This window comes from Faecalibacterium sp. PGM34, from assembly GCF_054456555.1.
The window spans coordinates 747,683-760,428 of record NZ_CM136898.1; the positions used below are offsets into that span (position 1 = coordinate 747,683).

The 12,746-nt window shown below is 60.5% G+C and carries 13 protein-coding genes; 5 read left to right on the forward strand and 8 right to left on the reverse strand.

Annotation, left to right across the window (positions count from 1 at the left end; genetic code table 11):
- Positions 1–142: 142 nt before the first annotated feature.
- The 5 genes from hisH to hisG are packed head-to-tail and all read right to left on the reverse strand — an operon-like array spanning position 143 to position 5,290.
- Entirely contained in the window at positions 143–751 is a 609-nt protein-coding gene (hisH, locus tag ACXPUX_RS03575) for an imidazole glycerol phosphate synthase subunit HisH (RefSeq protein ID WP_458830090.1), read from the reverse strand.
- Entirely contained in the window at positions 748–1,344 is a 597-nt protein-coding gene (gene hisB, locus ACXPUX_RS03580; RefSeq protein ID WP_458830091.1) for an imidazoleglycerol-phosphate dehydratase HisB, read from the reverse strand. Before hisB ends, hisH begins: the two co-directional genes overlap by 4 nt.
- 2 nt (positions 1,345–1,346) lie before the next feature.
- Positions 1,347–2,408 carry a histidinol-phosphate transaminase gene (gene hisC, locus ACXPUX_RS03585; protein WP_458830093.1) on the reverse strand — a complete coding sequence of 354 codons (1,062 nt, stop codon included), beginning with the start codon at positions 2,406–2,408 and terminating at the stop codon, positions 1,347–1,349.
- Positions 2,409–2,420: 12 nt separating this feature from the next.
- Positions 2,421–3,698 carry a histidinol dehydrogenase gene (gene hisD / locus ACXPUX_RS03590; RefSeq protein ID WP_129873104.1) on the reverse strand — a complete coding sequence of 426 codons (1,278 nt, stop codon included), beginning with the start codon at positions 3,696–3,698 and terminating at the stop codon, positions 2,421–2,423.
- On the reverse strand, positions 3,695–5,290 hold the full coding sequence (hisG, locus tag ACXPUX_RS03595) for an ATP phosphoribosyltransferase (protein WP_223452335.1): 1,596 nt from the start codon (positions 5,288–5,290) through the stop codon (positions 3,695–3,697). Before hisG ends, hisD begins: the two co-directional genes overlap by 4 nt.
- A gap of 616 nt (positions 5,291–5,906) precedes the next feature.
- Between hisG and ACXPUX_RS03600 the strand changes: the two genes are divergently transcribed.
- Entirely contained in the window at positions 5,907–6,320 is a 414-nt protein-coding gene (locus ACXPUX_RS03600; RefSeq protein WP_458830096.1) for an EamA family transporter, read from the forward strand.
- 54 nt (positions 6,321–6,374) lie between these two features.
- On the opposite strand, the gene ACXPUX_RS03605 is transcribed toward ACXPUX_RS03600, so the two are convergent.
- Entirely contained in the window at positions 6,375–6,830 is a 456-nt protein-coding gene (locus ACXPUX_RS03605; protein ID WP_458830098.1) for a MarR family winged helix-turn-helix transcriptional regulator, read from the reverse strand.
- An 81-nt stretch (positions 6,831–6,911) separates the two neighbouring features.
- Positions 6,912–8,585, reverse strand: coding sequence for a Na+/H+ antiporter NhaC family protein (locus ACXPUX_RS03610; protein WP_458830100.1), 1,674 nt, complete (start codon positions 8,583–8,585; stop codon positions 6,912–6,914).
- 107 nt (positions 8,586–8,692) lie between these two features.
- On the opposite strand from ACXPUX_RS03610, the gene ACXPUX_RS03615 reads away from it, so the two are divergent.
- Positions 8,693–8,848, forward strand: a complete 156-nt coding sequence (locus tag ACXPUX_RS03615; RefSeq protein ID WP_458830102.1) for a hypothetical protein — start codon at positions 8,693–8,695, stop codon at positions 8,846–8,848.
- Here the strand turns inward: ACXPUX_RS03615 and ACXPUX_RS03620 are convergent.
- Positions 8,845–9,234 (reverse strand): thioesterase family protein, encoded by a 390-nt coding sequence (locus ACXPUX_RS03620; protein ID WP_005922594.1) that lies wholly within the window; start codon positions 9,232–9,234, stop codon positions 8,845–8,847. The genes ACXPUX_RS03615 and ACXPUX_RS03620 overlap by 4 nt on opposite strands.
- Before the next feature lie 768 nt (positions 9,235–10,002).
- On the opposite strand from ACXPUX_RS03620, the gene ACXPUX_RS03625 reads away from it, so the two are divergent.
- The 3 genes from ACXPUX_RS03625 (at position 10,003) to ACXPUX_RS03635 (ending at position 12,743) form a co-directional block, all read left to right on the forward strand.
- Complete coding sequence (locus ACXPUX_RS03625) at positions 10,003–10,338, forward strand: ArsR/SmtB family transcription factor (RefSeq protein WP_055186601.1); 336 nt, start codon at positions 10,003–10,005, stop codon at positions 10,336–10,338.
- A gap of 40 nt (positions 10,339–10,378) precedes the next feature.
- Positions 10,379–10,600 carry a cation transporter gene (locus ACXPUX_RS03630; protein ID WP_055186604.1) on the forward strand — a complete coding sequence of 74 codons (222 nt, stop codon included), beginning with the start codon at positions 10,379–10,381 and terminating at the stop codon, positions 10,598–10,600.
- Between the two features lie 259 nt (positions 10,601–10,859).
- Complete coding sequence (locus ACXPUX_RS03635) at positions 10,860–12,743, forward strand: heavy metal translocating P-type ATPase (protein WP_458830105.1); 1,884 nt, start codon at positions 10,860–10,862, stop codon at positions 12,741–12,743.
- Positions 12,744–12,746 lie beyond the last annotated feature (3 nt).

Sequence of the window (12,746 nt, forward strand, 5' to 3'; positions counted from 1 at the left end):
GCAGGGTTTGACTGAGAGGGCGCACGCCGTTACCCTCAGTGTTATAGTGTCGAGTGCAATGAAAAAGTTTCCGGCAGTGTCCTGAAAGCTCCCCCCCCTTTGGGGGAATCTGGCGCGGGAGCGCCTGAGAGGGCGTACCCTCTCACAATTCGCTGAACGCCTTGAGGATCCGCAGCCCGGTGTCGCCGCTTTTTTCCGGGTGGAACTGGGTGCCGTACACCCGCCCCGCCCGCACCGCGCCGGTGACCGGGATGGAATAATCGCTGACGGCAAGGGTGCTTTCGGCGCAGTTTTTGCCGTAGTAGCTGTGGACGTAGTACACATACTCGCCCTCGCGGATGTAGCGGAACAGCGCATCATCCTTTACGATGTGCAAGGCGTTCCAGCCCATCTGCGGTACTTTCAGACTTTTGTCCGCGAGGTCGGGCGCCAGCGGGCAGACCTCGCCTTTGATAAAGCCCAGCCCGGCGTGCGCGCCGTACTCGTAGCTTTTTTCAAACAGCAGCTGCATCCCAAGGCAGATGCCGAGCAACGGCTTTTCTTCCGCCTGCTCCTTCAGCACCGGCACAAGGCCGGTGGCAGTAAGCTTTGCCATGGCATCCCCGAATGCGCCCACCCCCGGCAGGATGAGCCGGTCGGCGGCGCGGATGACATCGGCGTCGGCAGTGACCACCGCCTGCAGCCCCAGCTGCTGTAAGCTGGAACGCAGGCTGAACAGGTTGCCCACCCCGTAATCAAGAATGGCGATCATACCAGCAGTCCTTTCGTGGAGGGAATCTCGTCCCGGTGTGCCGCGTCGATGCGCACGGCCTCGGCCAGCGCGTGCCCTGCGCCCTTGAAGCAGGCTTCCAGAATGTGGTGAGTGTTCTCGCCCGCAAACTGCACAAAGTGGACGGTGGCGGGCACGCTGCGGGCAAAGCCGTACCAGAACTCCTTGGCGCACTCCACGTCAAAATCGCCCACCTTTTCGGTCTGGCAGCGGATGTCCCAGTTCAGGGTGCACCGGCCGGAAAGATCCACCGCGCACAGCACCAGCGCTTCGTCCATGGGCAGATGGAAGCTGCCGTAGCGGCAGATGCCGCGCATCTCGCCCAGCGCCCGGGCAAAGGCCTGTCCCAGCGCAATGCCCACGTCCTCGGTGGTGTGGTGGTAGTCCACCTGCACATCACCGTGGCAGGTGAGCACCAGATCAAACCGTCCGTGCCGGGCAAACAGCTCCAGCATGTGGTTCAGAAAGCCGCATCCGGTGTCGATCTCGTAGCGGCCAGTGCCGTCCAGATCAAGGGTCAGCTCGATCTGGGTCTCGTTGGTGTTGCGTTCCAGCGTTACCATGCGCTCTGCCATTGTCACACCTCCAGTATTTTGTCCACGGCGTCCATCAGCGCCTGCATCTGCTCCGGCGTGCCGATGGTGATGCGCAGCCAGTTTTCAATGCGCGGCGCATCAAAATGCCGCACCAGAATGCCGTTTTTCTTTAACTCTTTGTATAGCTCTCCACCGTTTATCCGTTCTGTGCTTGCAAACACAAAGTTTGCGCGGCTGTCCAGTACGGTAAAGCCCCGGTCAGTCAGCTGCTGCATCGTCCATGTGCGGGTGTCCATAATGGCGGCGCGGGTCTTTTCAAAGTAGGCGGTATCCTCCAGCGCAGCCTGCCCGGCTTTCAGGGTCAGGCGGTTGATGTTGTAGGGGTTCAGGCTGAACTTGACCCGGTTCAGGTCAGCGATCAGCGCCGCGTTGCCCATGGCAAGCCCCAGCCGCGCACCCGCCAGCTGCCGGGATTTGGAGAAGGTCTGCACCACCAGCAGGTTGTCGTATTGGTCGATGAGGGGCACGCAGCTCTCGCCGCCAAAGTCCACATAGGCCTCGTCCACAATGACCACGCTGTCCGGGTTCGATTGCAAAATGCCCTCGATGGCCTCCCGGGGCAGGCACAGCCCGGTGGGAGCGTTGGGGTTTGCGATGACGATGGTCTCGTGCAGGCCGTGGTAATCGGCGGGGTCAAGGGTGAAGTCCTCTTTTAACGGAATGATATGGGTGGGGATGTGCAACAGGCCGCACCACACGCCGTAGCAGCCGTAGGTGATATCCGCAAAAGCCAGCGGGTGGCTCTCGTCACAGAAAGCCCGCAGCGCAAAGAACAGGTTCTCGTCGCTGCCGTTGCCGGGCATGACCTGTGACGGCTGCAAGCCGAAATGCGCCGCCGCCGTGCGCAGCAGCTGGGCACAGGCGGGGTCGGAGTAAAGGCGCAGCTTTTCCACCTCGGTTTCGCTCACGGCTGCCACCACCCGGGGCGACGGCAGATAGGGGCTTTCGTTGGTGTTCAGTTTGATGTACTGCTGATCCTGCGGCTGCTCCCCGGGTGTGTAGGGGGTGACAGCGGACAGGGCAGGGGAAAGAAAACGGCTCATAATGGTTTCCTCTTACTTCTCATACCGGATGGTCACGCTGCGGGCGTGGGCGTGCAGACCCTCGCGCTCGGCAAAGTCTGCAATGCGGGGCGCAACGGCTTCCAGCGCGTCCCGGGTGTAGTAGATGAAGCTGGACTTCTTGACGAAATCGTCCACGCCCAGCGGGCTGGAAAAGCGTGCGGTGCCGCTGGTGGGCAGGGTGTGGTTGGGGCCGGCAAAATAATCGCCCAGCGCCTCCGGCACGTTGCGGCCAAGGAAGATGCTGCCCGCGTTGCGGATCTCGTTCAGCACGCCGAAGGGGTCCTCCACGCAGACCTCCAAGTGCTCCGGCGCGATGATGTTGCAGGCCTCGATGGCCTTGTGTAGGTCGGTGCAGAGGATGATCTTGCCGTTGTCGTCCACGCTGGCGCGGGCAATGGCGGCGCGGGGCAGCTGCGGGATCTGTACCTCCAGCTCCGCCTGTACCGCCTTGGCAAGGTCTGCGCTGTCGGTGACAAGCACCGGGCTTGCCAGCCTGTCGTGCTCGGCCTGACTCAACAGGTCTGCCGCCACCCACGCGGGATTGCAGCTGCCGTCTGCCAGCACCAGAATTTCGCTGGGGCCTGCGATCATATCAATGCCCACCTTGCCGAACACCTTGCGCTTAGCGGTGGCAACGTAGATGTTGCCGGGGCCCACGATCTTATCCACCGCCGGGATGCTCTGGGTACCGTAGGCCAGCGCCGCCACAGCCTGTGCGCCGCCGGTCTTGAAAATTTTAGTCACCCCGGCGGTGGCGGCAGCGGCCAGAATGACCGGGTTCACCTTGCCGTCCTTCCCGGCGGGGGTGGTCATGACGATCTCGGACACCCCTGCCACCTTGGCGGGGATGACGTCCATGAGCACGGTGGAGGGGTACGCCGCCGTGCCGCCGGGCACATAGACGCCCGCTTTTTCAATGGGGGTATATTTCTGCCCCAGTACAATGCCGGGACGGTCGTTCATCACAAAATTCTTGTGCACCTGCTGGCGGTGAAACTGCTCGATGTTCTCCGCCGCCTGCCGCAGCGTCTCGAGGAAATACGGGTCCATGCCCGCAAAGGCTTCGTCGATCTCGGCCTGCGTCACCTGTAAATTTTCGATTGCTGCGCCGTCAAATTTCAGGGCATAGTCCTTCAGGGCGTCGTCGCCCCGGGCGCGCACGTCCGCAATGATGGCGTCCACCACGTCCTCTACGTTCTTTTCGGCGCGGATGTCCCGGTTCAGGATCTCTTCCGGCTTCAGCTCGTCAAAATTATACAGCTTGATCATTTTTCTTCCTCCTGCTTGTGCAAGGTGTCGCGCAGCTTTTCCAGCATGGTGTCCATCTGCCGGTGCTTGAACTGGTAGCTGGCCTTGTTGGCGATGAACCGCGCCGAGATGGGCATGAACTCGGTGACCACCTGTAAGCCGTTCTCCCGCAGGGTGGTGCCGGTCTCCACGATGTCCACAATGACATCCGAAAGCCCAAGGATGGGTGCCAGCTCAATGGAGCCGTTCAGCTTGATGATATCGATATCCCGCCCCATGGAGGCGTAGTAGCGCTTTGCAATGTTGACGAACTTGGTGGCCACCCGCACCGGGCGGCTGGGGTCGTCCCGGTAGCCCGCCGGGGCGGCTACGCACATCCGGCAGCGGCCAAGGCCGGTATCCAGCAGCTCGTACACATCGGCGGCGGCCTCGGTCAGGATATCCTTGCCCACGATGCCCACATCGGCCGCGCCGTGCTCCACATAGATGGCCACATCGCTGGGCTTGACCAGAAAATACCGGATGCCCGCCGCCGGGTTCTCCACCACCAGCTTGCGGGTGGCGTTGTAGTCCTCCGGGCAGCCGTAGCCGATGCCCGCCAGTAAGTTGTACACCTTGTCGCCCAGCCGCCCCTTGGGCAGCGCCACGTTCAGCATCACCTTGCCGGTGTCCTGATGCTGCACCGGCGGCATCGCGTTCAGCCGGTCCAGCTCGTCCAGATACACCGCAAAGCCGATAGCACCCGCCCCGGGGGTGAACTTTTGCAGCAGCAGGTCGTACCGTCCGCCCTTCAGCAGCGGGCGGGGCAAAGCCTTGAGATAGCCCTGAAACACAAGGCCGTTGTAGTATTCCATCTCACCGGCCAAGGTCAAGTCCAGCCGGATGCTGCCGCCCGCCTGTCCCAGCGTGGGGGCTAAGGCGGTCAGTTCTGCCACAGCGGCGGTCATGGCGGGGTTGCGGCAGAGCGCTGCCGCCTTGGAAAGGGTAGCGGCGTAGCCGCCGGAAAGCTCCAGCACCCCGCACAAGGCGTCTGCCGCCGTTTCGGAAAGCCCCGCAGCCAGCGCGGCGGCGCGCAGTTCGTGGGCGTTTTTCTGCCGCAGCTTTTCCAGCAGCTGCGCCCGGGCGGCTTCCGGTACGCCCAGCGCATCGAACAGGCCGAACAGGTAGCCCATGTGGCTGACCTCCAGCACCCACTCTGCGCCCAGCGCCGCCAGCGACTGCGCCGCCAGACATACCGCCTGCTGCACCTCGGCCTCGCCCACAGCGCCCAGCAGCTCCAGACCCATCTGGGAGATCTCTTTAAAGGTGTGGCTTTCGGCGGAGGGACGGTAGACGTTCTCGTGGTAGTAGTACCGCAGCGTCTCGCCCGGCGCGGGCTGCGCCGTCTTGGCGATGGACAGGGTCACATCCGGCTTGAGCGCCAGCAGACGGCCATCCAAGTCGGTAAAGGTGATGACCTGCTCCGACGACAGAAAGCTGCGGTTCTCCTGATACAGGCTGTACTCCTCGAACCGCCCCATGTGGTACTTGCGGCAGCCTGCCGTCTCGTACAGGCTGCGCAGCGCAAAGGAGGCGCGCTCCTTTGGCTGCAAATGCTCCAGACTGAACTCCATTTCGCTCCCTCGTTTCCTTTCCCTTGTTTCTTTCCCTGCACCGGCACAATTCCGGCGTCTCTATACACAAAAACATCCGGCGCGGCATCCTCCGCACCATAGAATGAAAGGCTTCTGTTCTTATTTTACTTTATCTAGGTAAAGTTGTAAAGCATGAAAGCGACGTCTTTTCTATTCTTATCCTACAATTTTTCAGTGCGTTTGTACAGAAAGACGAAATTTTTTCACCCCACCATACGCACAGATGATGGAAGGAAAAAACAGAGCGGGGATGAACCCTCTCCGTCATCGCTGCGCGATGCCACCTCCCCCGAAGGGGGGAGGTTTACGCGGCGGCGGGCACTTTCTTATTGCACCTGATACGTTGGCACAGGCGTAACGGTGTACGCCCTCTCAGTCAAAGCCTTGCGGCTTTGACAGCTCTCCCAAAGGGAGAGCCAAGTCCACTGCCGGGAGCTTTCTCATGGCACTTAATACTTTAGCAATGAGCTTTACGGCTTGGCTCTCCCTTCGGGAGAGCTGGCGCGGGAGCGCCTGAGAGGGTTCTTCCTCCCTCCGGCAGCCTTGCATTCTGCCATATAAAGGTGTATACTGGGGCAAAAAGGAGGCGTTTGCCATGTGGTTCGTTTACGCGCTGGGGTCTGCGGTGTTCGCCGCCCTTACCTCGATTCTGGCGAAGATCGGCATCGAGGGGGTCAACTCCACCCTTGCCACCGCCATCCGCACAGCGGTGGTGCTGCTGATGAGCTGGGGCATGGTGTTCCTCACCGGCACCCAGACCGGCATTGCGGACATCTCCCGCCGCAGCTGGCTGTTTCTGGTGCTGTCCGGCCTTGCCACCGGCGCAAGCTGGCTGTGCTACTACCACGCCTTGCAGATCGGTGCAGCGTCCAAGGTAGTGCCCATTGATAAGCTGAGCGTGGTCATCACCCTTGCGCTGGCCTTTTTGGTGCTGCACGAGCCCTTTACCGCCAAAAGCCTCATCGGCTGCGCCCTCATTACCGCCGGTACGCTGTTTATGGTGCTGTGACGAGATACGCAAAACGGCTGCTGCACTTTTTGTGCAGCAGCCGTTTTATCGTTTTTATTCCTCGCCTTTTTTCAGCAGGTCCAGTTCCGGCATCAGCTCGGTGCTCACGATGGTAAGCATCTGCTCCAGCTTGGCGCATTCCTCGGGGGTAAAGCGCTGGCGGGCACGCTCCACTACGGTGTGCAGGTAAGAGTAGCTGATGTTGTAGTAGTCGATATACTTCTGGGTGGGGCGCAGGTGATACTCCCGCCGGTCGGTGGTGGACTGGATCTTTTCCACATAGCCCTTTTTCACCAGACTGCCGATCTTATACGCCGCATTGGGGGTGGAGATCTGCATCATGCGGGAAAACTCCGCAATGGTGGGCTCGCCCATCGCCATGATGCCCTCCATGCAGAAGGACTCCACCGTGGTCAGGGTAGCCTCACGGGTGGCAAAACGCTGGAATACGTTCTGGTAAAAATGCAGCTTGAATTTGGTGTAGACGTCCTGAAAAGCTTTTTCCAGCATGGGTCATGCGCCTCCAATGGTTCAACTTTTTTACTATACGTTCAGTATACCACGAAAATGCCCCGCTGCATAGCGGAATTTTTACGCAGCATCCCCGGAAGTTTTCGCCCGGGTGCGGGCGCGGATGACGCTGAGCACCGCCAGTTCCAGCACGATGGCTACCACCAGCAGCACCAGCGAGGTGACAAGGCTTGCGCGGCTGCCCAGCACTGCCTGTGCAAGGCCGGTGATGATGTAGCACACCGCCGAGCAGGCCGCCGCCGTAATGGCGTAGGGCAGCTGGGTGGAAACGTGGTTCACATGGCTGCAATGTGCGCCCGCCGAAGCCATGATGGTGGTATCCGAGATGGGGGAGCAGTGGTCGCCGCACACCGCGCCGGACAGGCAGGCGGCAATGGACACCACCAGCATCTCGCCGTCCGGGAAGGCCTGACAGACGATGGGGATCAGGATGGAGAAGGTGCCCCAGGAAGTGCCGGTGGCAAAGGCAAGGAACACTGCCACAAGGAAGATGATGAACGGCAGCAGATACTGCAGCGCCGCCGCAGAGCTGCCCAGCAGGTTTGCCACATAATACTTTGCGCCCAGCAGGCCGGTCATGCCGGACAGCGTCCATGCAAGGGACAAAATCAGCATGGGACTGACCATGGCCTTGAAGCCCTCGGGGATGCAGGCGGCAAAGTCCTGAAAGGTCATCATGCCGCGCACCCGGTAAAATACGAAGGTGAACAGCAGGGCGATGCTGCTGCCCAGCACCAGACCCGCCGAGGCGTTGCAGTCCGCAAAGGCGGTAATGAAGTCCACGCCCTCAAAGAAGCCGCCGGTGTACACCATGCCGAAGATGCAGGCCGCAATCAGCACCAGCACCGGCGCAATCAGGTCGATGACATGGCCGTTGGTATCATTGCCGTCGTCCACGTCGTCGCCGTAGGGACGGTCGGCGGTGGTGAACAGGTCGCCGTTCTTGGCGTTGTCCTCGTTCAGCTTCATGGGGCCGAACTCCGCCCCGGTAAAGATGAGGAACAGGCTCATCACCACGGTCATGACGGCGTAATAGTTATAAGGAATGGTGCGCAGGAACATGGTGAAGCCGTTGATGCCGGAGCCCGCCGGGACGCTGGAGGTGACGGCAGCCGCCCAGCTGGACACCGGCGCAATGATGCAGATGGGCGCGGCGGTGGAATCGATCAGGTAGGCCAGCTTTGCGCGGGACACCTTCTGCCGGTCGGTCACCGGGCGCATCACAGAGCCCACGGTCAGGCAGTTGAAGTAGTCGTCCACAAAGATCATCACGCCCAGCAGCAGGGTGGCAAACTGTGCGCCCGCGCGGCTGTGGATGTGGGTGGATGCCCAGCGGCCAAAGGCCGCCGAGCCGCCCGCCTTGTTCATCAGCGCCACCAGAATGCCCAGCATGACCAGAAAGGCCAGAATGCCCACGTTGCCGGAGTCCGACAGCTTGGTGATCATGCCGCCGTCCTCGTTGAAGAACAGGGTGTTCAGTGCCAGTTCAAGGTTGCCGTTGGCGTACAGCAGCGCACCGGAGGCAATGCCCACCAGCAGCGAGGTGTACACCTCCTTGGTGTTCAGCGCCAGCACGATGGCAATGACCGGCGGCAGCAGGGAAAAGAAGGTGCTGTACACCGCACAGGTGTAGGTGGCGGGGTCGGCGACCTTGCCGGGGGTCACCGCCGTGCACCACAGCAGCAGGGCAAAGACGAACAGCGCCCCCGCCCAGGATAAGTTTTTGTTTTTCATAAGCTCCTCATATCAGGTGTCAATCATTGTCTGCGAAAAAGCTCCGGCGTATCGGGGCGCAGGCTGCGGGGCAGACTACCCACAGAAACGCAAGGGGGGTGTGCACCGTGCCGGATTACAAGGCCATGTACTTTGAGCTGTTCCGCGCCAGTGTGCAGGCCGTGCAGCTTTTGCAGGATGCGCAGGCCCGCGCCGAGCAGCAGCTGCTGGCTGCAGACTTGCCGCCGCTGCGGCTGGACGAAACAGACAAAAGCGACTCTTAGCCCTTTTTGGCTTCTGCCTTAGCGGCAAACTTTTCCTCAAAGATGATAAAGCGCTCGTGGGTGCCGCCGCCCACAGGACCCTTCTCGTCCGCAAGCGTCACCTTAAAGGTCAGCTTGCGGCCCTCTACGGCCACCAGCTCACTGTGGCAGGTCACGGTCATGCCCACAGGGGTGGGTGCGGTGTGCTCCAGCTCCAGTTTGGTGCCCACTGTGCCGCTGCCCGCTTCCAGCGCAGGGGCAACGCTCTGCCAGCAGGTCTTTTCGGCCAGTGCCACCAGTGCAGGGGTAGCAAACACGTCCAGCGTGCCGCTGCCCATGGTCTTTGCGGTGTTCTCTGCGCTCACGCGCACGCTCTGCTCGCCGCAGATCCCGGTTTCCAGCTTCATATACAGTTCCTCCTTATGCGTCCTTTGGACGCAGTTGTGTGATTTGTGCTCATACGCCTTTATAAGATATCACAAAACGCGCCGGAATGCACTATTTTTTGCATAATTTTTCAGGGGGGAAAACTCCCTCAGTCGCGGCTTGCGCCGCGCCAGCTCCCTCTGGGAGGGAGCCTCTGGCGAAACCGGAGACGTTCCCGCCACCGCTGAAGCCTTCACCCGCCGGGGGAAGGTGGCGCGCAGCGCCGGATGAGGGGCAGCACCCGTTAGCCTTGTTCGCCCTCTCAGGCGCTCCCGCGCCAGATTCCCCCTTTTGTCACCTACGGTGACATCTTCCCCCGGAGCGGGGGAAGTCTTTCCTCAAAGGGGGAGAGCCAAGATTTAAAGCCCGTTACTAAAGCTTTAAGCATAATGAGGACGCTTCCGGCAGTGCTCTTGCCTCTCCCTTTGGGAGAGGTGGATTTGCGAAGCAAAGACGGAGAGGGCGCACGCCGTCAGCCCTGTTTTAAAGTATCAAACGCAACAAGAAACCTTCCCGCCATGCCAAAGGCTCCCTCCCAGAGGGAGCTGTCGCCGCAGGCGACTGAGGAGGTAAACCCCGCACCCTGCTTGCAAATTAAATTTGCATCTTTTTTGCGTTTTACGGCGATTTTCAGCAATTTTGCGGCAATGTAAAAAACTTTGCGGATTTTGCTTGACAGGGGGCTGTCTGCGTGTTATCATGAACACATGAACAGATGCTCATATATCGAAACGAAAGGGGAGGACAGCATGACCGGGCTTGAACAGACCGCGCCGGAAAAGGAAAAGCAGCCGGTAGAGATGCCGGATGATGAGGTGCTGTACGAACTGGCAGACCTGTTCCGCGTGTTCGGCGATTCCACCCGCATCAAAATTCTGTACGCCTTACACGACAGCGAACTTTGCGTGCAGGATATCGCGGACGCCGTGCAGCTGAGCCAGTCTGCCGTCAGCCACCAGCTGCGGGTGCTCAAGGACTCCAAGCTTGTGCGCTTCCGGCGGGAGGGCAAAACTGTTTTCTACGCACTGGACGATGACCATGTGCGCAGCATCCTCTCCATGGGGATGGATCATATCGAAGAATGACCGGGCACACGCCCGCAGAAAAGAAAGGCTGGTACTTATTATGAAAAAGACCTACAAAATCGAAGTGGACTGCGCCAACTGCGCCCAGAAGATGGAGGATGCCGCCAACACCGTTTCTGGTGTGGAAAAGGCGACCGTCAGCTTTATGACCCAGAAGATGAAGGTGGAGTTCGCCGAGGGTGCCGACCCCCACGCCACCATGGAGAATGTGCTGTCTGCCTGCAAGAAGGTAGAGGACGACTGCGAGATCTTTGATATCTGATGTACGGCAAAGCTCTCCCGGTCGGTGCTGACTGGGGGAGTTTTTCTGTGGAAAAATCCACCACTTTTCAACAATTTCCACCGGGTTTTCAACAGCCTTTGCGGAAAAACCGAAAAAGAAGCGTGGAAAAGCGCTTTTTTGCCGGAAAACTGTGTGGAAAACGCGGGTAAAACTGTGGAATAACCATTTTTTTGCCGAAAAACTTGTGGAAAACCACCCGTTTTTCATCCGCTGCACCGCAAACTGAGGAGCGTTGCTTATGAACAAGAAACAAAAAAAGACCCTTGAGCGCATCCTGATCGCCGTGGCGCTGGTGATCGTGCTCAAGCTTTTGCCCCCTTTGCCCATGCCGGTGGAGCTGGCGCTCTACTGCATCCCCTACCTTGTGGTGGGCTGGGACGTGCTGCGCAAGGCGCTGAAGGGCATCAAGAACCGCCAGCCCTTTGACGAGTGCTTCCTGATGGCGGTAGCCACCGTGGGTGCGTTTGCGCTGGGCGACTATGTAGAGGGCTGTGCCGTTATCATCTTTTACCAGATCGGCGAGTTGTTCCAGAGCGTCGCCGTGGGCAAGAGCCGCCAGAGCATTGCCAGCCTGATGGATATCCGCCCGGACTACGCCAACATCGAGGGCGAGGACGGCAAGCTGGAACAGGTGGACCCGGATGAGGTCGAGGTGGGCACCGTCATCGTGGTGCAGCCCGGCGAGCGGGTGCCCATTGACGGCGTCATCGTGGAGGGCGCTTCTGCCCTGAACACCGCCGCCCTGACCGGCGAAAGCCTGCCCCGGGACGTGAACGCCGGGGACGAGGTTATCAGCGGCTGCGTGAACATGACCGGCCTGCTGAAGGTGCGCACCACCAAGGAATTTGGCGAATCCACCGTCTCTAAAATTCTCGATCTGGTGGAAAATTCCAGCATGAAAAAGGCGCGGGCAGAAAACTTTATCACCCGCTTTGCCCGGGTGTACACCCCGGCTGTCTGTTACGGCGCACTGGCGCTGGCTTTCCTGCCGCCGGTGGTGCTGCTGCTTATGGGACAGCCCGCCCGCTTTGGCGATTGGGTCTACCGCGCTTTGACCTTCCTTGTCATCAGCTGCCCCTGTGCGCTGGTCATCTCCATCCCGCTGAGCTTTTTCGGCGGCATCGGCGGTGCTTCCTCCTGCGGCATCCTCATCAAGGGCTCTACCTATCTGGAAGAGCTGGCAAGCACCGGCGTTGTGGTGTTCGATAAGACCGGCACCCTGACGCAGGGCACCTTTAAAGTGACCGGCATCCACCCCGCCGAGGGCGTGACCGACGCCGCACTGGTGGAAGCCGCTGCGCTGGCGGAAAGCTGGTCGAAGCACCCCATCTCTCTGAGCATCAAAGCTGCCTACGGTAAGCCCATCGATGCCGCCCGGGTCACGGACGTGCAGGAGCTGGGCGGCCATGGCGTGACCGCGAAGGTGGACGGCAAGACCGTTGCCGCCGGTAACGCCCGCCTGATGGAAAAGCTGGGCATCGCCGTGCCCGCCGTGGAGGGCGTGGGCACTATCGTGCACGTTGCCGTAGAGGGCAGCTACGCGGGCTATCTGCTCATCGCGGACGTGGTAAAGCCCCACAGCGCCGATGCCATCCGCGCTTTGAAGGCCTCCGGCGTGCGCAAGACAGTCATGCTGACCGGCGATGCACAGCCGGTGGCACAGGCGGTGGCGCAGCAGCTGGGTCTGGACGAGTACCACGCCGGTCTTTTGCCCGGCGACAAGGTAGACCAGATCGAAAAGCTGCTTGCCGCAAAGCAGCCCAAAGAAAACCTTGCCTTTGTGGGTGACGGCATCAACGACGCGCCGGTGCTGTCCCGCGCAGACGTGGGCATCGCCATGGGTGCGCTGGGATCGGACGCCGCCATCGAGGCGGCAGACGTGGTGCTGATGGATGATGACCCCGCCAAAATTGCGCTGGCTATGCGCATCGCCCGCCGCACCCTGCGCATCGTGCACCAGAACATCGTGTTCGCGCTGGGCATCAAGGCGCTGTGCCTGCTGCTGGGTGCACTGGGTATTGCCGGAATGTGGGCAGCCATCTTTGCGGACGTGGGCGTGATGGTCATTGCTGTGCTCAACGCCACCCGCGCCCTGTATACCAAAGACCTGACCAAAAACTGACTA